Source organism: Serratia sp. BNK-4, from assembly GCF_048685115.1.
In the GTDB taxonomy this organism is placed as follows: domain Bacteria; phylum Pseudomonadota; class Gammaproteobacteria; order Enterobacterales; family Enterobacteriaceae; genus Serratia; species Serratia bockelmannii.
On record NZ_JBLQTM010000001.1, the window covers coordinates 1,692,609 to 1,714,654 of the forward strand.

The 22,046-nt window shown below is 57.6% G+C and carries 19 protein-coding genes; 15 read left to right on the forward strand and 4 right to left on the reverse strand.

What is annotated here, in order from left to right:
* Positions 1–43: 43 nt before the first annotated feature.
* A complete protein-coding gene (gene ygjK, locus ACMGGW_RS08200; protein WP_127146188.1) occupies positions 44–2,407 on the reverse strand; it encodes an alpha-glucosidase in 2,364 nt (787 codons plus the stop codon).
* A 17-nt stretch (positions 2,408–2,424) separates the two neighbouring features.
* On the reverse strand, positions 2,425–3,495 hold the full coding sequence (gene ygjJ / locus ACMGGW_RS08205) for a protein YgjJ (RefSeq protein ID WP_127146187.1): 1,071 nt from the start codon (positions 3,493–3,495) through the stop codon (positions 2,425–2,427).
* 337 nt (positions 3,496–3,832) lie between these two features.
* On the opposite strand from ygjJ, the gene ebgR reads away from it, so the two are divergent.
* The 7 genes from ebgR to ACMGGW_RS08240 all read left to right on the forward strand — a co-directional run bounded on the left by ebgR (position 3,833) and on the right by ACMGGW_RS08240 (position 11,464).
* Positions 3,833–4,813 (forward strand): transcriptional regulator EbgR, encoded by a 981-nt coding sequence (gene ebgR, locus ACMGGW_RS08210; RefSeq protein WP_089195774.1) that lies wholly within the window; start codon positions 3,833–3,835, stop codon positions 4,811–4,813.
* Positions 4,814–4,980: 167 nt separating this feature from the next.
* Positions 4,981–8,070 carry a beta-galactosidase subunit alpha gene (ebgA, locus tag ACMGGW_RS08215; RefSeq protein ID WP_164100191.1) on the forward strand — a complete coding sequence of 1,030 codons (3,090 nt, stop codon included), beginning with the start codon at positions 4,981–4,983 and terminating at the stop codon, positions 8,068–8,070.
* Positions 8,067–8,519, forward strand: coding sequence for a beta-galactosidase subunit beta (locus ACMGGW_RS08220; protein ID WP_043141575.1), 453 nt, complete (start codon positions 8,067–8,069; stop codon positions 8,517–8,519). Before ebgA ends, ACMGGW_RS08220 begins: the two co-directional genes overlap by 4 nt.
* 58 nt (positions 8,520–8,577) lie before the next feature.
* Positions 8,578–10,080, forward strand: a complete 1,503-nt coding sequence (locus ACMGGW_RS08225) for an amino acid permease (RefSeq protein WP_049204167.1) — start codon at positions 8,578–8,580, stop codon at positions 10,078–10,080.
* Between the two features lie 104 nt (positions 10,081–10,184).
* A complete protein-coding gene (locus tag ACMGGW_RS08230) occupies positions 10,185–10,499 on the forward strand; it encodes an ArsR/SmtB family transcription factor (RefSeq protein WP_025302473.1) in 315 nt (104 codons plus the stop codon).
* Positions 10,496–10,825: an SRPBCC family protein gene (locus ACMGGW_RS08235; RefSeq protein ID WP_025302474.1), complete on the forward strand. Its 330-nt coding sequence runs from the start codon at positions 10,496–10,498 to the stop codon at positions 10,823–10,825. The genes ACMGGW_RS08230 and ACMGGW_RS08235 overlap by 4 nt, the downstream gene beginning before the upstream one ends.
* A gap of 45 nt (positions 10,826–10,870) precedes the next feature.
* Positions 10,871–11,464 (forward strand): ATP-dependent Clp protease proteolytic subunit, encoded by a 594-nt coding sequence (locus ACMGGW_RS08240; protein WP_060447302.1) that lies wholly within the window; start codon positions 10,871–10,873, stop codon positions 11,462–11,464.
* Between the two features lie 43 nt (positions 11,465–11,507).
* On the opposite strand, the gene ACMGGW_RS08245 is transcribed toward ACMGGW_RS08240, so the two are convergent.
* A complete protein-coding gene (locus ACMGGW_RS08245; RefSeq protein ID WP_046686881.1) occupies positions 11,508–11,924 on the reverse strand; it encodes a hypothetical protein in 417 nt (138 codons plus the stop codon).
* A gap of 621 nt (positions 11,925–12,545) precedes the next feature.
* Between ACMGGW_RS08245 and ACMGGW_RS08250 the strand changes: the two genes are divergently transcribed.
* The 8 genes from ACMGGW_RS08250 to hutU all read left to right on the forward strand — a co-directional run bounded on the left by ACMGGW_RS08250 (position 12,546) and on the right by hutU (position 20,995).
* Positions 12,546–13,622, forward strand: coding sequence for an LLM class flavin-dependent oxidoreductase (locus ACMGGW_RS08250; RefSeq protein ID WP_072271514.1), 1,077 nt, complete (start codon positions 12,546–12,548; stop codon positions 13,620–13,622).
* 45 nt (positions 13,623–13,667) lie between these two features.
* A complete protein-coding gene (locus ACMGGW_RS08255; protein WP_046686883.1) occupies positions 13,668–14,282 on the forward strand; it encodes a cysteine hydrolase family protein in 615 nt (204 codons plus the stop codon).
* Complete coding sequence (trpD, locus tag ACMGGW_RS08260; protein ID WP_197832170.1) at positions 14,279–15,367, forward strand: anthranilate phosphoribosyltransferase; 1,089 nt, start codon at positions 14,279–14,281, stop codon at positions 15,365–15,367. Before ACMGGW_RS08255 ends, trpD begins: the two co-directional genes overlap by 4 nt.
* The gene (locus ACMGGW_RS08265; RefSeq protein ID WP_141997795.1) at positions 15,327–16,547 is read left to right on the forward strand and encodes a hypothetical protein; all 1,221 of its coding nucleotides are present in this window, start codon (positions 15,327–15,329) and stop codon (positions 16,545–16,547) included. Before trpD ends, ACMGGW_RS08265 begins: the two co-directional genes overlap by 41 nt.
* A gap of 17 nt (positions 16,548–16,564) precedes the next feature.
* Positions 16,565–17,797: an MFS transporter gene (locus ACMGGW_RS08270; protein WP_049204159.1), complete on the forward strand. Its 1,233-nt coding sequence runs from the start codon at positions 16,565–16,567 to the stop codon at positions 17,795–17,797.
* A gap of 12 nt (positions 17,798–17,809) precedes the next feature.
* Positions 17,810–18,715, forward strand: coding sequence for a UbiD family decarboxylase domain-containing protein (locus ACMGGW_RS08275; protein ID WP_197832169.1), 906 nt, complete (start codon positions 17,810–17,812; stop codon positions 18,713–18,715).
* Positions 18,685–19,221, forward strand: a complete 537-nt coding sequence (locus tag ACMGGW_RS08280) for a UbiD family decarboxylase domain-containing protein (protein ID WP_197832168.1) — start codon at positions 18,685–18,687, stop codon at positions 19,219–19,221. Before ACMGGW_RS08275 ends, ACMGGW_RS08280 begins: the two co-directional genes overlap by 31 nt.
* 79 nt (positions 19,222–19,300) lie before the next feature.
* Positions 19,301–20,995, forward strand: coding sequence for a urocanate hydratase (gene hutU, locus ACMGGW_RS08285; RefSeq protein WP_147823380.1), 1,695 nt, complete (start codon positions 19,301–19,303; stop codon positions 20,993–20,995).
* A 140-nt stretch (positions 20,996–21,135) separates the two neighbouring features.
* Here the strand turns inward: hutU and ACMGGW_RS08290 are convergent, their stop codons facing one another.
* Positions 21,136–22,008 (reverse strand): hypothetical protein, encoded by an 873-nt coding sequence (locus ACMGGW_RS08290; RefSeq protein WP_049209204.1) that lies wholly within the window; start codon positions 22,006–22,008, stop codon positions 21,136–21,138.
* Positions 22,009–22,046: the final 38 nt, after the last annotated feature.

The following is a 22,046-nucleotide window of genomic DNA, read 5'->3' on the forward strand; positions in this document are numbered from 1 at the left end:
ACGCGGGCCACCGCCGGGCAACGATGGCGGTGGCCGCTGCGGCTTATTGCGTGAAGAAGTCGTTATACAGCATGTACAGGTGCGCCGCGCTCCAGGAAAAGTTCGGCGCGCCTTGCTGCTTGCCGGTGAGCGGGTTGTAGTTCTCGCGGATCGGCCCGTCGGCGATCAGACCGTCGGCGTGGCGAAAGAAGGCCTGCGCCATCGCCACCGCGTCATCGCGATAGCCGTAGCGTTCCATGCCCTTGAGACCGAAATACAGCTGATCGACCCACACGCGGCCGCGCCAGTAGATATCCGCGCCGAACGCCGGGTTGGTCAGCGCCGCGGTGCCGAGCGGCACGTAGGTATTGAACTCGCGCGGATCCTTCATCACCCTGACCACCGCATCGGCGTGCGTCTGGCTGGCGGCGCCGTTGAACAGCGGCGACCAGCCCTCCGGCCCTTTGCCGCGCTCGACGATCGGTTTGCCGGCGCAGCCATTGGCCAACGCCCGGCCTTCGATGCGGATGTCATAGAAGAAACCGCTTTGCTTGTCGAACATGCAGGTGTTGATGTAGGCCGCCAGCCGGTCGGCTTTGGCGCGGAAGGCGGCGGCTTCGGCGCCTCGGCCCAGAATATCGGCCATCTCCGCCAGGTAGCGGTTGTCGCTGTACATGTAGCTGGCCTGATCCACCGATTCCTGCAGCAGTGAGTAACCAAGCAGCGTGCCGTCCGGCGCGCGGTTTTCGGCGAATTTCACCTGCCAGTCTTCGCGTTTGCCGCCCTGCGCTACATAGCGCGCCAATTGATCCGGATCGATAAAGCCGAATACCGCCGCGTCGTCGCGGCCCGATTCCCAGGAGGCGGCGGTCTGAGCCGGGATCTCGATGCTGTCGTACCGCCCCTCGCGCACGATGCGATCGTAATTGTCGAGGCCGGCCAACGTTTGCTCGCGCTGCCCGCGCTTGACGGTGAACAACATGCGCCCGTCGGGGGTATTGTGCGCTTTGTCGCGGGTGGCGCCATACTCCGGCACGCCGTTGCCGTTGTGGTCACGGTTGCGCAGCCACCAGTCATGGTAGGCCATCAGCTTCGGGTACATCTCCGCCAGCCAGCCCTTATCGCCGGTGACGCGATAGACCTCCATCACCGCCCAGGCCGCCAGGCTCGGCTTGGTGTTGCGCTCGTTCCAGTTGCCGCCGTCGCCGCCGCGCTCCGGGCTGGGGTTGTAGGCGATAAGGTCAGGCAGAAAACCGGCATCCCACGGGCGCAGGGCATCGCCCGGCCGGATCTGGTAGGCGAATACTGCGCGAATGTTGTCCTTGGCCACGTCCGGGTTGAAGTGCGCCATGGCGTAGGCCTGTTTCCAGGTGTCCCACGGCCAGGTCTGATTGCCGGAGAACCAGCGCCCGGTGACCGATGGCGTGACCGAGTCGAACTTCATCGCCCCAGCTGCGCCGCGCCAGTTGCCGTTCAGCGTTTCTATCGCTTTGACCGCTACGCGCGTTTGTTCCGCCGTGGCGTGCGGGTTGCTGAGCCCGTCGGCGAGATAGCGTTCCCAGCGTTGGGCCGACGCGACCATATAGCGCTGCGGGTGAGCGAGGATGTCGGCGATAGTGCGTTGTTCACGCTGCGCCTCTTCGGCGGTGAGCAGGTGCGAGTAGGTGGTATAGAGCGTGGTGGAGCCGGCGATGCGCGCCGTGGCGCGGAAGCGGTGGCCATCGACCGTGGTGCGCTGCGGCAGCGATTTATGGATCTGATACTCGGACTGCCCGGAGGTCATCAGCTGCGACGGCGCACGCACCTTGCCGAAGGTGACGCGCAGGCCGTCCGCCGTCGGCACAATGCGGCGCATGTAGTTCGGGAACGCCTGCTCGACGGTGGCCGGCGGCTGCGGCTTTTGCTCTTTGGCGGCGTAGCGCTCCAGCAATTCGCCGTCCCACACCAGCTCCAGCGGCGCGTCGGTCAGGATCTGGGTTTCCAGCAACGAGGTGCGCGCGGCGGCGAAGCGCAGCGTCAGGTTGACGGTCACGCCCGGCGCGCTGAGCCGCTGCACCAGGGCGCCGGGCAGGCTGTAGGCCGTCATGGTGAAATGCACCGGTTTACCGTCCCGATAGACGCTGAGCCGATCGAAATTGTTGGCCATAAAGTTGATGTACTCTTCGGTCAGCAGCGCCGGGCCGGGGAAGCCACCCATGCCTTCAGGGCCGCTCGGCAACAGGTGGCCGTGCCAGGCGCCGAGATCGAAGAATGGGTTGAAGCGCTGGTGATCGTCGAAGTCGTAGTCGAGCATAGAATGCGGCGCACCGTGGCGATCGATCACGTTTGGGTAGCGCTCGGCCAGCGGGGCGTCGGGCATTTTCGGCGCGCAGCCCGTCAGCATCAGCACGAGGGCAGTGGCCAGCGGGGTCAGGGGAGTCATGTTCATCGTAGGAGCCTCAACGGTTACCAATAGAAATATTGCATCAGAAACACCGAGTTGCTGGCGCCGGTGCTGTCATTGCGCATAAAGAACTTGCTGTCCAGCGCGGTGGCCAGTTTGCCGCCGGCGTATTCGTACCAGACGCCAAACTGGGCGTATGAGGTGGCGGTATCCGCTGCGTTATCAAACCGGTGGCGGGCGTAGCTGTAGGCGGTGGAGAGATACAGCCCTTTGGCGGTTTCCGTCATCGCGCTGAGCATCAGGCCCGACTCGCTGCCGGGGTGGCCACCGCTGTCGCCTTTGCCGGTGTGGTGCCAGACGCGGCCGGCCAGGTGTTTGCCGCGCAGCCCCAGCAAAAACAGCTGCCCCAGGCCGTCCGTCACTTCCAGGCCGTTCAGCAACGTCAGACTGTCCTGCAGATCGTATTGGGTGTAACCGTTGATCATCGCCCGGTAGGTGTACTTGTCGGAATAGCGATCGTATTTGCCGAAGTGCAACAGCGCCTTGCTCTCGTCGATACGACTTTCCGGCGCCGCTGTCACACTGTAGCGGAAGCGTCCGGTCAGATTTTGCAGCTTGGCGGCGTAGCTGAGATCGCGGGTGTTGGGGATCACGTAGCCGTACTCCGGCGTGAAGTCCCCCCACCATTGCAGATCGTCGAGCGACGAGTCGTTGCGTACGCTAAGCATCATCTCGGTGCCGTCGTCGGTGCGGTAACCGCCGTAAAAGCGGTTTAACCCACCCTCGAAGCCGCCCCAGCCGTGGCCCGGCGTCCAGGCATGGCCCTGGCTGTCCGCCTGCACGGTCCAGCCTTCGCCGTAAATCAGGCCGAACCAGTGGCCCTGTTTGATCTCCAGGCCGCCTTCGATATAGGTGCCGTCGCTGTATTGATGCTGATGTTCGCCGTTCAAATAGACGCTGCCGCCGATGCCGAGCTCGCCGTAAAAGCGCAGGGCGGTCGCGGCGGTTTCGGGCAACGACGGCGGCGGCAGCTGATTGCGCTCCGCCGGGGTGACAGGTTCTTGCTCCGCCCAGACGGGCGCGCTAACGAGCAGCAACCAGGGCAACAGGGCGTGATGATTTAGTGATTTCATGGGGCATAGGCCTGGTGTTGGATGGAACGGAACGTCAGCCGAGCGGCGGCTCACGCGAGGTCGCTCCCGGATCCCTGGGAGAAGAGAAAAAGTCCGATCGTAGAGAGCGGTAAACGGCAGGTATATTAGTAAAATATTTAGTAAAAAATACACTTTAATCAGTAAAGCGTTAACTTGATCACAGCGGACGAAATGGGTATCTTTCGCTGCAGGCGCCCGGCAACGGCTGGCATGAGCGTGCTCTGGCCCGATTTGGGAAGGAGAGGGCGCGGGCGGCGCTGTACGCCGCGGCGCTATCCGATTAAGCTACCGTTTTTCGTCTGTGCATTGGGACTCTATGGCCACACTGAAGGAAATTGCTGAAGCTGCTAATGTGTCCGTCGCCACCGTTTCGCGCGTGTTGAATGACGATCCCACCCTGAGCGTGAAGGCGCAAACCCGCCAGAAGATCCTGGAAGCGGCGGAGCGCCTCGAATACAAGATTGCGCCTTCCAAACGGCAGAGCGGGCAACGCCTGCAATTCGCCGCGCTGTTCACCTATACGCAGGGCGTGGAGATCAACGATCCCTATTACCTGGCGATGCGTTACGGCATCGAAACGCAGTGCGAAAAGCTGGGCGTGGCGCTGAGCGCCGGTTACGACTTCAACGGCGACAAGGCGCTGCCGGCGGCCGACGGCCTGCTGGTGATCGGCCGGCCGCAGCCCGCGCTGTATGAGCAGATCAGGCAGCAGGAAACGCCGGTGGTGTTCATCGACGGCGTGGTGGACGACGAGCGTTTCGACTGCGTCAATGTCGACCTGTACAAGATCAGCCGCAAGGTGATCGACTACTTCATCGGCCGCGGCTATCAGCGCATCGGCTTTATCGGCGGGCGCGACGCTCCGGCCGGCATCGACCAGCGCGAGCAGGCGTTCGTCGAGTATGGCCGGCAGCAAAATGTGGTACGGGCGCAGGATATCTACCACGGCGATTTCAGCAGCCAGTCGGGCTATCAGTGCGCGAAAGCGATGTTGCAGAGCAAGAATGGCTATCCGCCGGCGCTGCTGGTGGCGACCGATTCGATCGCGATCGGCGTGCTGCGCGCGCTGCACGAACACGGCATTCAGGTGCCGGGGCAGATCGCGCTCATCAGCGTCAACGACATTCCCACTGCCCGCTTTATTTTCCCCGCCTTGTCCACGGTGCGCATCCCTTCGGAAACCATGGGCGCACAGGCCGTCAACCTGCTGGCGGAGCGGCTGCGCGATGAGCGCGCCGTCCCGCTGTCGATCTTCGTTCCCAGCTCGTTGCAGCTGCGCGACACCACCCTCGCCTGACCGGTCCCCGCCTCGGCGGGGGGCGTTGGCGCCCAAAATTAACGTCATGATAAAAAAAGATATTTGAGATTTATTGTGATCCTGTCGTCATTTGGTAAATATCAACTGTAGTTTTTACTAAATATTTACTATCGTTTCCGCATTGCACAGGTGTCGGGAGACGTGACGTGAATAATTGGGAAAACATTGGAAAACAGTCGGAGCACCGGTTGCCGCCGCGCGCGAGCTTCTTCAGCTATGCGGATGCCGGGCAGGCGCTGAGCTTTGATCGCAACGCCAGCCGACGCTTCCAGCTGCTGAGCGGCCGCTGGCGCTTTCGCTTCTTCGAGCATCCGGCGCAGGTGCCGGCGGCGTTTTACCGCGAGCCGATGAGTGACTGGGGCGATATGGCGGTGCCGGGCATGTGGCAACTGGAAGGGCATGGCCACCTGCAGTACACCGACGAGGGCTTCCCGTTCCCGATCGACGTGCCTTACGTGCCGACCAATAACCCGACCGGCGCCTATCAGCGCCATTTTACGCTCGATGCCGGCTGGCAAGATCAGCAAGTGCTGATCAAATTCGACGGCGTGGAAACCTACTTCGAGGTGTACGTCAACGGCCATTATGTCGGCTTCAGCAAGGGCAGCCGGCTGTGCGCCGAGTTCGATATCAGCCCCTATGTACGGCAGGGCGAGAACTTGCTGTCGGTGCGGGTGATGCAGTGGGCCGATTCCACCTACATCGAAGATCAGGACATGTGGTGGATGGCCGGCATCTTCCGCGACGTCTATCTGATTGGCCAGAGCGCCACCCACATTCACGACCTGACGTTGGTCACCACCTTTGATGAGCGCTATTGCGACGCGCAGTTGGCGATCGATGCCGAACTGCATCATCTCGGATCGCAGGCCGCCGAGGGCTGCCGCCTGCAGGCACAGCTGTTCGACGGCGATCGCTGCGTGGCGGAGCAGTGGCGCGACGATTTGCGCATCGAGCAAGCGCTAAGCTGCCGTTTCGAACTGCCGGTCAGCCGCCCGCAGCAGTGGAATGCGGAAAATCCCTACCTGTATCAACTGCTGCTCAGCCTGTATGACGGCGCCGGCAACCTGTTGGGCGTGGTGCCTCAGCGGGTGGGCTTCCGCGAGATCGCGGTGCGCGACGGGCTGATGTACGTCAACGGGCGCTACTTCAAACTGCACGGCGTCAACCGCCACGATCACGATCACCTTAAAGGGCGCGCCGTCGATATGGCGCGGGTGGAGCGCGATATCGTGCTGATGAAGCAGCACAACATCAACTCGGTGCGCACCGCCCATTACCCCAACGATCCGCGCTTTTACGAGCTGTGCGATCTCTATGGCCTGTTCGTGATGGCGGAGACCGATCTGGAAAGCCACGGCTTCGCCAACGTCGGCGATCTGAGCCGCATCACCGACGATCCGCGCTGGGAGAGCGCCTACGTCGAGCGCATCGAGCGCCACGTGGCGGCGCAGAAAAACCACCCGTCGATCATCATCTGGTCGCTGGGCAACGAGTCCGGCTACGGCTGCAACATTCGCGCCATGGCCCGGCGCTGCAAGGCGCTCGATCCGACTCGCCTGATCCACTATGAAGAAGATCGCGACGCCGAAGTGACCGACGTGATCAGTACCATGTATTCCCGCGTGGCGATGATGAACGCCTTCGGCGAATACCCGTACCCCAAACCGCGCATCCTGTGCGAATACGCCCATGCCATGGGCAATGGCCCCGGCGGGCTGTTCGAATACCAGTCGGTGTTCAACCGCCACGCCAGTTTGCAGGGGCACTACATCTGGGAGTGGTGCGATCATGGCCTGCTGAGCCACGACGAGCAGGGGCGCGAGCGCTACCAGTACGGCGGCGATTACGGCGACTACCCGAACAACTACAACTTCTGCATGGACGGCCTGATCTACCCGGATCAGCGCCCCGGCCCCGGCCTGCGTGAATACCAGCAGGTGCTGTGCCCGGTGGAGGTGACGGCGGAAGAGGGCGCAGGCGACGTGCTGCGGGTGAAAAACCGCTATTGGTTCAGCTCGCTGGCGGACATCACGCTGAAGGTCAGCGTCAAGACCGACGGCCGCCAGGTGGCAAGTTACGAATTCAAGCTGCCGCATCTGCAGCCGGGCGAGAGCGAAGACATGCATCTGCCGGTGTTGGCGCTGGGGCAAGGGGAAACGCTGATCGACGTGGCGGTGCATAAGGACAGCGCCACCCGTTACAGCGAGAGCGGCCAGCGGCTGGGGCATTATCAGCATCTGCGCCAGGCGGCGACGCGGCAGCCGGCTCCGCCGCTGGCCGATGCGCCGGCGCTGCAATGCCGCGAGGACAATCATCAGCTGATCGTCAGCGGCGGCCGGTTCCAGCTGGCGTTCTCGCTGCTGAGCGGCGAACTGCTGTCGTGGCGGGTAGACGGTGAAGACGTGGTGGGGCGCGCGCCGCACATCACCTTCTTCAAACCGGTGATCGATAACCATAAACAAGAATATGAGGGGATTTGGCTGCCGCAACATTTCCCCATCATGCAGCAGCACTTCCGCCGCCTCAGCCGGCAATGGCAGGGCGAAGATCTGCTGCTCGAGGTGCACAGCCTGATCGCGCCGCCGGTGTTCGACTTCGGCATGCGCTGCACCTACCGCTGGCGCATCTCACCGCAGGGCTACGTCAGCCTGGATCTGTCCGGTGAGCCTTACGGCGATTTCCGGCAGATTATCCCGAAAATCGGTCTCGATTTCGGCATCAGCCGCCGTTTCGAGCAGGTGGAGTACTACGGCCGCGGGCCGGGCGAGAACTACCGCGACAGCTGCCGGGCCAACCTCATCGGCCACTACCGGCAGCGCGCCGACGCGCTGTTCGAACACTATCCGTTCCCGCAGGACAACGGCAACCGGCAGGATGTGCGCTGGCTGAGCCTGCAGGACGCGGCGGGCAAGGGGATCTTCATCCAGCCGCGGCGGCCGATCAACTTCAGCCTGTGGCCCTACAGCGCCGAGAGGCTGCACCAGGCCCAACACATCAACGAGCTGGAACCGAGCGACTGCCTGACGCTGAACCTGGACGACCAGATCCTCGGCCTTGGCTCCAACTCCTGGGGCTCCGAAGTGCTGGATACCCACCGGGTTTATCTGGCGCCGTTCAGCTACGGTTTCACGCTGGTGCCGTTCGACGGTCGGCAAACGCAGGGCGCCACGCTCGCTGGTTATGACTTCACGCCCGCTCATCACCACCCGCAGTCTGCGGAGGAAAACGCATGATCATTCTCGAATCCCTGGTGGAATTTCAGCGCATTTATCACAGCGGCAAGAAGTGGCTGCGCTGCATGGAGGCGATCGCCAATGTCGATCGCATCAGTCCGAACGTATGCCATTCGATCGGCGACTCGCTGACGTATCGGCTGAGCGTCGGCGCCGGCCGGCAGCACGGCTGGCTGGAGGGCAACCGCCGTTACTTCGACGTGCACTATTACCTCGACGGGGAAGAGACCGTCGAGGTCGCCGACAAGCGGGCGCTGACGACGGTGGCGCCCTATCAGGACGAAACCGACCGCGAGTTTTTCAGCGGCGAAGGCGAGCGGCGCCGGGTCGGTAAAGGCAACGTGGTGATTTTCGAAAACCACCAGGCTCACCGCTTCACAGAAAGCGGCAAGATAAAAAAAGTCATTTTAAAAGTGACGGTGGAAGACAGCTATTTCGTCAATAAATAGCGCGCCCGCCGAACAATAACAACAAACCGAAGTCCCCTACACCATTCGGAGAATCTCTATGGCTGCGTCGAACAGAAACACCATCGGCAAGTTTGGCTTGCTGTCGATGACGTTTGCGGCAGTGTTCAGTTTCAACAACGTGATTAACAACAATATTCAGCTCGGGGTCGCCTCGTCGCCGGTGTTCCTGGTGGCGACGATCATTTACTTCATTCCCTTTTGCCTGATCATCGCCGAATTCGTCTCGCTCAACCGCAATTCCGAGGCCGGCGTCTATGCCTGGGTGAAAAGCGCGCTCGGCGGGCGCTGGGCGTTTATCACCGCCTACACCTATTGGTTCGTGAACCTGTTCTTTTTCACCGCGCTGCTGCCGCGCGTCATCGCCTACGCCTCTTACGCGTTTTTAGGCTATGACTACGTATTTACGCCGCTGACCACGGCGATCATCAGCATCTTCCTGTTCGCCTTCTCGACCTACATCTCTAACAGCGGCGCAAAACTGCTGGGGCCGATGACCTCGGTGACCTCGTCGCTGATGCTGCTGCTGACGTTTTCCTACATCATCTTGGCGGGCGCGGCGGTGTTGGGCGGCATCGAGCCGGCCGACCCGATCAACGTGCAGGCGATGACCCCGAACTTCAACTGGGCGTTCCTCGGCATTACCGCCTGGATCTTCCAGGCGGCGGGCGGGGCGGAATCCGTGGCGGTGTACGTGAACGATGTGAAAGGCGGCAGCCGCGCTTTTGTTAAGGTGATCATCGTTTCCGGGCTGTTCATCGGCGTGCTGTACTCGGTGTCTTCGCTGCTGATCAACGTGTTCGTGCACCGCACCGACCTGCACTTTACCGGCGGTACGGTACAGGTGTTCGAAGGCCTGTCGGCGCACTTCGGCCTGCCGACGGTGCTGATGAACCGCTTTGTCGGCATTGTTTCCTTCACCGCCATGTTCGGTTCGCTGTTGATGTGGACGGCGGCGCCGGTGAAGATTTTCTTCACCGAAATCCCGAAGGGCATTTTCGGCGAGAAAACCATTCGCCTGAACCGGCACGGCGTGCCGACGCGCGCGGCCTGGATCCAGTTCTTCATCGTTATCCCGCTGATGCTGATCCCGACGTTGGGTTCCAGCAGCGTGCAGGACTTGATGAACACGCTGATCAACATGACCGCTGCCGCCTCGATGTTGCCGCCGCTGTTCATCATGCTGGCCTACCTGAATCTGCGGCTGAAGTACGACCGGGTGGCGCGCGATTTCAAAATGGGCTCGCGCCTGCAGGGCATCGCCATCGTCAGCGTGCTGATCGCCATCTTCACCGTCGGTTTCTTCGCCTCGACGTTCCCGACCGGCGCCAGCATCATGACCATCGTGTTCTATAATGTCGGCGGGTTGGTGGTGTTTCTGGGCTACGCCTGGTGGAAGTACAATCGCTACTCGAAGACCCTGAACGCCGAGGCGCGCTACCACGAAGACATGCCGCTGGCGCGCCTCGCGCTGGAAGCGCAGGAAGGGGCGCCGGCCGGGCAACCCACGTTGACCACGCCCGCTTGCAATAAGCCGCTGTAATCTCTCTTCTATCGGCTCCGCGTTCCGGCGCGGAGTCTCGTTTCACGGAAAAAATTCCTGCCCCGGCGTTTGCATAATACATAAGTGAATACTAATGTGTTTGTATGAACGAAAATGACATCTTCAAGGCGTTGGCCGATCCGACCCGCCGCGGTATCTTCGACAAACTTGCCGCCGGCAGCATGAACGCCAGCGCGCTGCGCGAAGGGCTGACCATCAGCCAGTCGGCGATGTCGCAACACCTGGCGGTGCTGCGCAATGCCGGGCTGATACGTGAGGCGAAGCAGGGGCGCTGCGTTAATTACCAGGTCGACCCGGACGGGCTGGCGCAGATCGCCCAGTGGCTGGCGAAGTACCGCGCCTACTGGCCAGCGCGCATCGACGCGCTGCAAACCTTGCTGAAGGACATGGATCAATGAATAAACGGGTTGAGCCGCCGCCGCGCGATCGGCTGGTATTGGAGTATGCGCTCGAGGCGCCGCCGGAAAAAGTGTGGCGGGCGCTCAGTATTCCCGAACTGCGCGAGCAGTGGCTGCCGCCGGGGGATCTGGCGCAGGCCGAGCCGTTGGCCACTACGCCGGGCGAAGCCGTGAGCTATCGCCTGCGCGACGACCAGCCGCCGTTTCTCGAAAGCGTCGTCACCCTGCAGATCGTGCCGGATGCCGGCGGCGGCAGCCTGTTGCGGGTGATCCACCGGCTCGACGCCGTCAACGACGGCCCGACGATGATGATGCGCGCCGCCTGACGCGTTAAACACATTTCTCTTTGTTGCCAACCCAGGAGTTCACCGATGCGTGAGAAGATGATGCTCGTCCCGATGGTGGTGGAGCAGACCAGCCGGGGAGAACGTTCCTTTGATATTTATTCGCGCCTGCTGCGCGACCGGATCGTGTTCCTTAACGGTGAGGTCAATGACGACGTGGCCGAAATGCTGTGTGCCCAGTTGCTGTTTCTGGAGGCGGAAAACCCGGAAAAACCGATCCACCTGTACATCAACTCGCCGGGTGGGGCGATCACCAGCGGGCTGGCGATTTACGACACCATGCAGTATATCCGCGCGCCGGTGCATACGCTGTGCATGGGCACCGCGCGTTCGATGGGCTCATTCCTGCTGATGGCCGGCGAACCGGGGCACCGCATGGCTCTGCCCAACGCCAGCCTGCACGTGCACCAGCCGCTGGGCGGCTTTCAGGGGCAGGCGTCCGACATCTTGATCCACGCCGAAGAGATGAAGCGCACCAAAGTGCGGGTGATCCGGCTGTATGCCCAACATTGCGGCCTGAGTGATGAAGCGGTGGAGCGGGCGCTGGATCGCGATCGCTTTATGACCGCCGACGAGGCGGCGGCCTGGGGATTGATCGATCGGGTATTGCGGGCGCGGTGAGTGTCGGCTCCGATAGCGGAATGAAGGGGGCAATATCACTCGATTATTGGTAGGTGAGCGCCGTTGAGGTGATCCAGCCACGCTGACCGGCACATTCGCCGGTAATGATGGAGATTTCTTTCCATTCCGCATTGCCGATGTCCATTGCAGCGCTTTTACCTGTCAATGCGACCTGTGTGCCGGCGATGAGCTGGCAAATATGTTTGGTGGGTTCCAACAAGTTACCCATATTGGGTTGAGCAATTAAAGGCATCGGCCGCTTCAGCACTAGCTGAGGCGCCTTTTCACCCGGTGTGTTAGTGATGGTGATATTTCCGCTATTACTACCAATCGTCGTATTCGCGCTGCCATTAACGAACTGACTGCGTGTTTCCGTTGAAGATGAAAAGGCAGAATAACCAGCGAAGAGGGTGCCGATAATTGTGGCTATGCCCGCGAGGATGGTGAGTTTATTTTGCAAGATATTTCTCCAGAGATATTTATTATATTGATGTTTGGTAAATATACCTTTCTCAATAAAATGAGTAAAGCGTAAATAAAAATATAATCCATCATATTTAAAAATGCATTTATGTTTAATTATTCACTTGGAATATAACTACAAATGCGTGTCATTCTAATTATTGTATTTGGTTGTTTCCTTATGTTAATAAACCAAGTTGGGAGAAATGTTTCATCTTTCTCACAATCATTCACGCGGGGATGTTTGTTTTTTCTTTATTTAACAGTAAGGTTAGCCATTTTTTGTCTCACTTTTGCACACTTCACGTTGCCTCTTTTTTTGAACCAGTAATGTCTTTTTTTCTTCATGGCTAATTGTTATGAATTTGTTATTGATCACAAATTAAGCAATTTCGTGTTGCCATTGCCTTGTCTATACAACTATATACTTAAGGGGAAAGTAATGTTCAATAATCATCTTAACTTTTCGTGGTTAACTTTTTCAGGTGTTTAATTTTACGACTTAATAATGTCTAAGTATTAATTCATTTTTAATTTGAATGAAATTGATGGGTTGAATGTCAATTTGCCGTATATCACGTGCTAATCGGGATTTTACGCTTCAAGGAGATAATCGAACATGAAACTTGGCGCATTTTTAATGCCGGCACATCCGCGTTATCGCTCGTTGCACGATGGGCATTACCACGATCTTGATACCTTGAGGTTTTTGGACAAAATCGGTTTTGATGAGGCCTGGATTGGCGAGCATTATACGATGCCGGCTGAACCGTGCCCTTCTCCAGATTTGCTCATCGCTCAAGCCATTTTGCAGACTGAGCGCATAAAATTGGCGCCGGGCGCCTTTATGCTGCCGTTTCATCATCCAGCCGAGTTGGCTCATCGCATTTGTTGGCTGGATCATATATCGAAGGGGCGATTAATGGTGGGAATTGGCGCCAGCGGTACCACGTTGGATCTCGACATGTTCGACATAGATCATAAGTCGGGTGTGCATCGGGAGATGACGGCAGAATCGATAGCGATCATGATGCGATTTTGGAATAGCGATGGGCCATTCGAATTTAAAGGTAAGTATTGGACAGCGCGTCGGCCGGCGGATCAGTGGGATAAAACCTCCGGTTATCACCTCAAGCCCTATCAATCACCCCATCCGCCAGTAGGCGTGACCGGCCTTTCACCTTCATCCTCGACGTTGAAGATTGCCGGTCGTAATGGCTGGATCCCTATCAGCTTTTGTTTTACGCCGCAGTATCTCCATACCCATTGGCAAGTTGTTGAAGAGGGCGCCGCATTGAATGGAAGGGTTCCTCCGGCCAGGGATACATGGCGTGTCAGTCGTCCTATTCTGATCGCCGACACAGATGCGCAAGCATGGCGGCTTGCTGTCGAAGGCGAAATGGGACGTTACTTTCGTGAGGATTACTTGCCGATGATCGCCGGCAACAAGGCGCTTGGTTTGTTCAAACATCACCCGGATGTACCCGACAGTGAAGTCACCGTCGAGTATTGCGCCAAGCATTGCTGGCTCCTTGGATCGCCGGAGACGGTACGTGAACGCATAGAAGAAATGCAATCGCTGTCTGGCGGATTCGGTGTGTTGCATGTCATGGGGTTCGATCATTTGGATGAATTGAAACCCGTACGTGAAAGCCATCGCGCATTGCAAGAGATCGTCACGACGTATTTCGCCTGACCCAGACCGAATATCGGCACCGTGCGGTCATTCATGGAGAGAAAGATGCAACGTCAAAAAGCAACTCAGCCCCCCAATCGGACACGTCGATTTGCCGTTTTGGTGATCGACATGCAATACGACTTTCTGGATGAAGATGGTCCTGTTCCTTGCGAAGGAGGGCGGGAGATTATCGCGTCGCTTCAAGTTTTGTTGAGCTTTGCGCGCGGTGCGGGCATCCCGGTGATCTATACCCAGGAAAGTCACCGCGTCAACCGTGTGGACTTCGGCCGGGAGCTTGACTACGGCGAGACACTTCATTGCCTCGAAGGGAGTCGTGGCGTTGAGATCATCGCAGACTTATCCCCACAGGTTGGCGATCAGGTATTAATCAAACGCCGTTACAGTGCGTTCTTCGCCACCGACCTGGATCTTCTGCTGCGTGGAATGGGGGTAGATACCGTCGTTCTGACCGGTGTTGCCACGGATGTTTGTGTTCGTGCGACTGCTCAGGACGCCATGCAATTAGATTATCGCGTCATAGTGCCGCGCGAGTGCGTCGCGGGGACGCGTCAAGTGCGACATGAGGCGGCGCTTGAGAACATCGGTTATGTATTTGGCAGTATTCAGAGTTTGACTGAGGTTATGAATCTCTTGCGGGTGGGATTGGAGGAAACATGAACGCAACGCTGTCGATAAAACCGCTGGAAGAGAGATTCAGAAACGTCTTGCAAATCTTGGTTGAAAAACGGCTTAGCTTGAGCCGGGAACAGACCCGAGATCTGGTCCAGGCCATGCTGGGACAGCAATTGGATGATATGCAGATCGGCGCGTTGCTCGTCGCTATGGCACAAAAGGGCGAGTCCGCTGATGAGATCGCCGGTGCGGTTGACGCAATAGCGGCACGTTGCCGGCCATTGGTAAGCGGTTTGCCGCTTACGTTGAATATCGGTGGTACCGGAGGAGACCGGAGCGGGACCTTCAATATTTCCACCACGGCAGCCTTGGTTGTGGCCGCGGCCGGTGTGCCAGTGATCAAGCATGGAAATAGTCGCGTAACCAGCGTCAGCGGCAGCAGCGATATGATGTCGGCATTGGGAATTGATGTTTCGCGCAAGGGTGATGAAGCATGGCTGCGGCGGTCGTTGGCAACGAGCAACTTCGCGTTTCTCTCTACTTCGTCTTGGTATGCGTTTCCTGAACGGCTGACTGTCGTACGGCGAGCTTTGGGGGTTCGTAGCCTGTTTAATCTGAGTGGGCCGCTGGTTCATCCCGTTAACGTGACGCACCAACTGATAGGCGTTGCGCATGCTTCGCTTTTGTATCCCATGGCTGAGGCGCTGGTGAGGTTGGGCGGGGTGACGGCTTTTATCGTACATGGTGCAGGAGATTTGGATGAAGTCAGCTGCCTGGGAGAAACCCAGGTCCTGTGTGTAAGTGATGGATGCGTAAGTCGGTTTTCTGTGCAACCGGATGATTTTGAAGTTCCAGCCTGTGAATTACGGGCGCTGCGAGGGGGGTCTGCGGAGCGTAACGCGAAAATCTGCCTGGCAGTGCTTAACGGCGAGCGGGGTGCCCATCGCAACGCGACTATAGTGAGCGCAGCGACGGCGCTGGTGTTGGCTGGAAAAACGCACTCCTTTGGCGAGGCGGCGAAACTCGTACGGCAAGTATTGGATAACGGGCGGGCGTATCAGGTTCTTAAACGATTCAAGGAGACGATGAATGAGAACGAGAGTAAAAGTCTGCGGCATCACACACCATGAGGATGCTCTGGCGGCATTAAACGCGGGGGCCAATGCATTGGGGTTCATTTTTTCACAAAGTCCACGCCAGGTTTCGCCCGACGAAGCCCGTTCGATCATTGAACGATTGCCGCCTTTTACTCAGGTGGTCGGCGTGTTTGTCAATGAACCCAGGGAATGGGTGCAAAACATTATATGTTATTGCGGCCTGGCAGCGATTCAGCTTCAGGGTGACGAAACGAATGAGTATTGCCAGGCATTTGATGTCCCGGTCATTAAAAGTTTCCATCTCGAAAGCACTTTGGCTCTGGACAGGATAAACGACTATCAGGTTAGTGCATACCTATTGGACACACAGGTCGAGGGGCTGAGCGGCGGTTCTGGAAAGCCATTCGATTGGAGTTTGTTGAAAAACAAAACATTTGTGCGGCCGGTAATTGTTGCGGGCGGACTGCATACCGGCAATGTCAGCCATCTGATTCAGCACTGCTTCCCCACGGCCATTGATGTCTGTTCTGGCGTCTCCCGGTCCGCGCGCCGTAAGGACCCTGTGCGACTCCAAACCTTTTTTGACGCTGTCGCCGATGCCGATCGCCTTCGCGTGCAGGTGCCGGCTGAGAGTGGGCAAGAGGACATCCTCAAGGCGTCTTTTGATCGGCAGCCTTTGGTGGAGATTCAAGGGCGGCGATTTCTGCTGAATGCTCTGACGGAACAGATCCCGGCAACCCCGGCTGAACTCTTGCGTGAAGCAGCCAGGCGAGTCTGCGATGCGGCGCAATTTCCACCTGGTACCAAGTTGGTGGGGGAAGAAGACAAAGGAGGCGGTTTATTGGCTGCCGTTTCGCTGCTTTCAGGCCTGCCATACGGCATTGCCCGCTGGTACCCATCCGGTCTTGAAGGACAGGTTCAGGTTGATTTCGATTGCGAATATACCGGCGGCAGCCTCTTTTTGAACGGCGTGGAGCCCGGCGATAACGTTTATATCGTGGACGATCTCATCAGCACTGGCGGAACATTGGTGGGGTTGGTTTGTGCAGTGCGGAAAGCAGGGGCTGATGTATCAGGCATCTTATGCGTGGTGGAAAAACGCAATTATGGTGGAGCCAGGCGCGTGTTCGAGGCGACGGGGATCTCGGTGCAATCGCTTATTGAAGTGGATGTGAGCGGCGAGCATTCGGTCGTTGTCGGCGTCAATTATTAAATAAAAAGGAGGCTGTGATGATCAAGGAAAGGAAATTCCGCGGTTGGTACATGGTAGGCGCCGTTCATCTTTTGCTGGCGGTTATTTTCGGTGCGGCCTATTCATTTGGCGCATTTTTTACTGCATTACAGGCGAATTTTGACGCGGGGCGTTTCTCTACCGCCTCAATATTCTCGTTGACGGCGTTAATTTACTACGTCGTCGGCGTATTTTCCGGTGCCTGGAGCGATCGTACTTCAGTAAGGACGGTAACCGGCATCGGTATTTTACTGCTTTCCCTAGGCTTTTTGGGCAGTAGCCTGCTGGCGTCGACACTGACGGCGTTTTTGTTCACGTTTTGCCTGTTGGTTGGCGGGGGAGTCGGGTTGGTTTACGTGCCGGCGGTTTCAACCATTCAACGCTGGTTCGTCGTTCATCGAAGTTCGGCTTCCGGCTTAGCGCTGGCTGGCACCGGTTTGGGAACGCTGGTGGGGCCGATGGTGGCTGGTGGGTTGATGCAGCATTTGTCCTGGCAAAGCACCCTACAAGTTTACGCCGTCGCTATCGCTGCGCTGGGATTATCTGCCGCCTTCGTCTTGCGAGGCAGGCCAGAGGACGTGGGAGAATATCCCGATGGGCTTCGTCCCGTAGAGGTGGCATCAATACCGGGTTCCGCGTTTAACGGTAGCGTTACGTTGCGAGAAGCGGCGAGACAGGCTCAGTTTTGGTGGTTTTTTATCGCGATATTTTTCGGCTCTATCGGACTGTTCCTGGCGTTGGTTCATATTAATCCTTATGCACAACAACAGGGGCTAAATGCAACGCAGGCCAATCTGCTCATCGGTTTGATCGGCGTGGGCAATATCGGCGGCCGTCTGGTTTTGGGGCGGATAGGCGACCGTATGGGCGCGCGGCGTTTTTTGGTTATCGTCACGTTGAGTTTGGCCCTGTTATGCGGTTTTTGGAGTGTGGCGCACAGCTTTACCGCGCTGGCGATTTTCGCGCTGCTGTTCGGCGCGGCCAACGGCGGCTGTATTGCGCTGTACCCGGCAGTGGCCAGTACATGGTTCGGCACCGCCAATCTGGGCGCCATTCTGGGGGCATTGTATATCGCCGTGGGGATCGCCGCCGTTGGCGGGGGTAGCGCCGCCGGTTGGCTGTATGACCTGTATCAGAGTTACACGTTGTCTATTGCGTTGGCTGGCATGGCGGCGCTGCTGTCTGCGTTGGGGATCGTCTTGGCTTCTCGCTGTACTTCCCGGATGGGATGAGGGAGGAGTCAAATGCTATTGCCTAATGACTTGCGCTCTGCCTTGGCGTTGTTGCGGCAAGCAGGGGATGAGATTACCCCGGTGGAGAGATCGATTTCTCCCGAGGTGGAGATGATTGAAGATTTTCTCGATGCCTATCGCCAGCCTGGCGGTTCCTGGTTTGCCGATGAGCAACCGTTACGGCTTTATCGACGACCTACACGGGGCGAGTTTCCCGTTTTGATGGGGATGTTTGGCAATCGTCGCCGTTGTAGGTTGTTTTTGGATCCCTTCGGACGTTATTCCGCAGACATATCAAATGCTCAGTTGTTGCTGCAGGCGGCGAGTAGGCCGATAGCGCCCAGATTACTGGGCGGGGAGGAACGCAACTTTCACAACGTGCGTAAGCCTGCTGAAATCCTGGCTTTGTTGCCGATCCTACGTTATCTGCAAGATGATCCTGGGCCGACGGTGACGTTGGGGTTGATCTATGCACGCGATAATCGAACCGGAGCCGCGAATTGTTCTTACCACCGAATTACCTTCAAAGAGGATTCGGTAGTGGTGGCGATTGACTCTCGTGGTCACTTGCAACGTATGCTTTCGACACATCTGGCGCGCGGAGAGCAACTGCCTATTTCCGTCAATATCGGGCTTGATCCTGCCATTTATCTGGCTTCGGTATTGACTCGGCCTTGTCTTTCTTACGGTAGCGACGAGTTAGGCGTTGCGGGGGCTCTGCGCAGCAATGCGGTGGAGGTTGCGCCATGTTACGCCAATACGGGGCGATATATCGACCATGCCGAGATCGTTATAGAAGGGATGTTGGGTGCGGAAAAAGAACCGGAGACAGCGGAGGTGGCCGGTTTTACCTTACTGAGTATCTGGGTTATCGCTCGCCATGTGGTATGGCCACAACACTGGAGGTTCAGGCGGTAAGTCACCGCGCCGGGGCGATATATCAGACGCTGTCGGGTCCTGGTGTGGAGCAATCCATTTTACTTGGTTTAGGCCAAGAGTGTTCGCTGCTCGCCCGACTAAAAACAGAGGGACTTGAGAGGCTGTTTTGTCGCGTCGCGGCTCTGCCTTCCGGCGGCGGTCACTTGTTTACCGTATTGCAAGTCGCTAAACGCGCTTGCGGTGATGACCTGCGCGTTATCGACGCAGCTAAGAGATTGCTCGGCGAGGTGCCATCACTCAAAAATGTGTTACTGGTGGATGAGGATGTTGACCCTTATTCGGAGCGTGATGTCCTCTGGGCTATGAGTACGCGCGCCCGACTTGAACACGATATTCACGTCTGCGCTTTGCTGCCCGGCACTTCCCTTGACCCCTCGCAATTGCCGCTTTATGGCGGGAGTGATGCGAATGGGCTCGTCAATAAATGCGTCGTTGATTGTACGGTTCCTTTTAGCTCTCGGCGGCGTTTTCAACGGGCGTTTTAATGTGAGCGGTACGCCTTTCTGTAGCCTGCCTGACCAGGCTGGCGAACCATGATGTCTGTCATGTTGAAGGAGACAAACCATGACGAATACTCTCGATCCTCGTTTCGATTCCACCCGGAATATTTGTGCCCCTAGGGGCAACGAATTGACCTGCAAAAATTGGCTGACCGAGGCGGCCTATCGCATGATTCAAAATAATCTGGATCCCGACGTCGCCGAAAACCCGCAAGGGCTGGTTGTGTATGGCGGTATCGGTCGCGCTGCGCGCAATTGGCAATGTTACGATCAGATTTTGGCCTCACTTAAAGAGCTCAATGAAGACGAAACTCTGTTGGTTCAATCCGGAAAACCGGTTGGAGTATTCCGCACCCATACTGATGCTCCCCGAGTGTTAATCGCCAATTCTAATTTGGTTCCACAGTGGGCCAATTGGGAACACTTCAGCGAGCTTGATCGCAAGGGATTGTTCATGTACGGGCAAATGACTGCCGGTAGTTGGATCTACATCGGTAGCCAGGGCATTGTGCAGGGTACGTTTGAAACGTTTGCCGAAGCGGGCCGCCAGCACTATGGCGGGGATCTGACCGGACGCTGGATCCTCACCGCCGGGCTGGGGGGGATGGGCGGGGCGCAACCGTTAGCAGCGACATTGGCCGGCGCGGTTTCGTTGAATATAGAGTGTCAGCAGAGTAGCCTGGATTTTCGTTTGCGTACGCGCTATCTCGATAAACAGGCAAAAGATCTGGATGAAGCTATCGCCTTGATCAAGGAGCACACGGCGGCCGGACAGGCGGTTTCTATAGGCCTGCTAGGCAATGCCGCAGAGGTGTTACCTGAACTGGTCAAACGCGCGCATGCAGGCGGTATCCGACCCGATCTGGTTACCGATCAGACGTCTGCGCACGACCTGATCCACGGTTATTTGCCGGTGGGATGGAGCGTGGCGCAGTGGAAAGCAGCGCAACGCGATCCGGGGCAGCATGCCAGGTTGGCTGACGCCGCAGCCGCTAGCTGCGCCATTCATGTGCAGGCAATGCTTGATTTCGTTGACATGGGTGTGCCGGCTGTTGATTACGGTAACAATATTCGCCAGGTCGCACGCGATATGGGCGTGGAAAATGCTTTCGATTTTCCTGGCTTCGTACCGGCTTATATTCGCCCCCTGTTTTGCGAGGGCAAAGGGCCGTTTCGCTGGGTGGCGTTATCTGGCGATCCGGAAGATATCTACAAAACGGACGCCAAGGTTAAAGCGCTGTTTCCTGAAAACCAGCATATCCATCGTTGGCTGGATATGGCGCGTGAGCGCATTGCTTTCCAGGGATTGCCGGCGCGTATCTGTTGGTTGGGGTTGGGCGAGCGTCATCTGGCAGGCCTGGCTTTCAACGAGATGGTGCGTAGAGGGGAGCTTAGCGCGCCGGTTGTTATCGGCCGAGATCATCTGGATACTGGCTCCGTCGCCAGCCCCAATCGTGAAACCGAAAGCATGAAGGATGGAACCGATGCCGTTTCCGATTGGCCGTTGCTGAATGCATTGCTCAATACTGCGGGCGGCGCTACCTGGGTGAGTTTGCATCATGGTGGCGGTGTGGGGATGGGATATTCGCAGCATTCGGGAATGGTGATCGTGTGCGATGGCAGTGAGGAGGCTGACCGGCGGCTTGCTCGGGTGTTGGTCAACGACTGCGGTTCCGGCGTGATGCGCCATGCCGATGCTGGCTATGAGCAAGCCGTTGCTGCCGCGAAAAGGTTTGGATTGAAACTGCCGATGCTTTGAGAATAAGAGCATATTGAGGCTTTATAGCGGTTCTTATAAGGTAGAACCGCTATTTCTCTATAGGATGATTTTTACACTGTATTGCCTGTCTTGTGAGTATTTCACCTCTTGGCATGTGACGATTTAGTCTTGGCGTCAACTTACGGTTTTGCTGTCTGGCCTTCTTGCCAGTTTTGCCAAACCCATTCAAGCCCGCATTCGACCATCGCGAAATAGAGGCTGAAGTAGCGCTCCGCCATGATAAAGAACGAGCTGTTGAGTTCGATCACCACGTTATTGGTGGTGGTCAGCAGGCCGGATTTTTCCGCCGCCTGCAGAATGCGATTCACGTGCGCGCGTGAGACGGAGCACGACTTGGCGATTTTCGCCGAGGAGAGCAGCAGAAAGGGGGAGTCCTGCCGGATGCTTTCGATATGCAGCATCAGCAGCACCATGTGGCCGGCGTCCTTGCTGATAAACAGTCCGGATTGCGGCACCAGATCGATCAGGTAGATCTCCTTGAGCATCAGCTGCCCGTAGGCGGCGAAAAAGGTGGGCAGAAAGTCGGGCGCCGCCAGCAGCGTCGCGATGGGCATCTGTGGCGCCAGCGCCTGATAGGGCAACGCCATTGAGGCGATCAGCGCCTGGGTTTCCGCCAGCGCGTGCGGCGTAGGTTTATAGCGCAGCTGGCGTTTGTCATGTTCGCAGGGTTTGACCTCCAGTCTACGGCCGACCCGCAAAAAAAACAGAAAGGAGTCCAGGGAGTTCTCGCTGATCAAATTTTTCCCTTTAAAAAAGGCTTTGATGTCTTTCAGCCCGGCGGCGGGCTGGTGGTAATAAATGGACAGGATAGTGGAGCAAATGATGAACCGGCTGTTCCTGAAGATGATTTTATAAAACAGCGGATGTTTCTTGTAGGTCTCTTTTAATAACTCCCCGTGTTTGACGATGGCGGCGTGAAACGCCGGTGACTGCCTGATGATGTTGGCCTGTTTCTCCAGGTGAAACTGTAGCTGGAATCTGCTTAGACTCATTTTCCCTATTTCCTGTACTTAAAAAAAATGTGCTGCTT

Coding starts and splice junctions, on each gene's coding strand:
- ygjK (WP_127146188.1), bottom strand. CDS start 2,407: ATGAACATGACTCCCCTGACCCCGCTGGCCACTGCCCTCGTGCTGATG.
- ygjJ (WP_127146187.1), bottom strand. CDS start 3,495: ATGAAATCACTAAATCATCACGCCCTGTTGCCCTGGTTGCTGCTCGTT.
- ebgR (WP_089195774.1), top strand. CDS start 3,833: ATGGCCACACTGAAGGAAATTGCTGAAGCTGCTAATGTGTCCGTCGCC.
- ACMGGW_RS08220 (WP_043141575.1), top strand. CDS start 8,067: ATGATCATTCTCGAATCCCTGGTGGAATTTCAGCGCATTTATCACAGC.
- ACMGGW_RS08225 (WP_049204167.1), top strand. CDS start 8,578: ATGGCTGCGTCGAACAGAAACACCATCGGCAAGTTTGGCTTGCTGTCG.
- ACMGGW_RS08230 (WP_025302473.1), top strand. CDS start 10,185: ATGAACGAAAATGACATCTTCAAGGCGTTGGCCGATCCGACCCGCCGC.
- ACMGGW_RS08235 (WP_025302474.1), top strand. CDS start 10,496: ATGAATAAACGGGTTGAGCCGCCGCCGCGCGATCGGCTGGTATTGGAG.
- ACMGGW_RS08240 (WP_060447302.1), top strand. CDS start 10,871: ATGCGTGAGAAGATGATGCTCGTCCCGATGGTGGTGGAGCAGACCAGC.
- ACMGGW_RS08250 (WP_072271514.1), top strand. CDS start 12,546: ATGAAACTTGGCGCATTTTTAATGCCGGCACATCCGCGTTATCGCTCG.
- ACMGGW_RS08255 (WP_046686883.1), top strand. CDS start 13,668: ATGCAACGTCAAAAAGCAACTCAGCCCCCCAATCGGACACGTCGATTT.
- trpD (WP_197832170.1), top strand. CDS start 14,279: ATGAACGCAACGCTGTCGATAAAACCGCTGGAAGAGAGATTCAGAAAC.
- ACMGGW_RS08265 (WP_141997795.1), top strand. CDS start 15,327: ATGAGAACGAGAGTAAAAGTCTGCGGCATCACACACCATGAGGATGCT.
- ACMGGW_RS08270 (WP_049204159.1), top strand. CDS start 16,565: ATGATCAAGGAAAGGAAATTCCGCGGTTGGTACATGGTAGGCGCCGTT.
- ACMGGW_RS08275 (WP_197832169.1), top strand. CDS start 17,810: ATGCTATTGCCTAATGACTTGCGCTCTGCCTTGGCGTTGTTGCGGCAA.
- ACMGGW_RS08280 (WP_197832168.1), top strand. CDS start 18,685: ATGGCCACAACACTGGAGGTTCAGGCGGTAAGTCACCGCGCCGGGGCG.
- hutU (WP_147823380.1), top strand. CDS start 19,301: ATGACGAATACTCTCGATCCTCGTTTCGATTCCACCCGGAATATTTGT.
- ACMGGW_RS08290 (WP_049209204.1), bottom strand. CDS start 22,008: ATGAGTCTAAGCAGATTCCAGCTACAGTTTCACCTGGAGAAACAGGCC.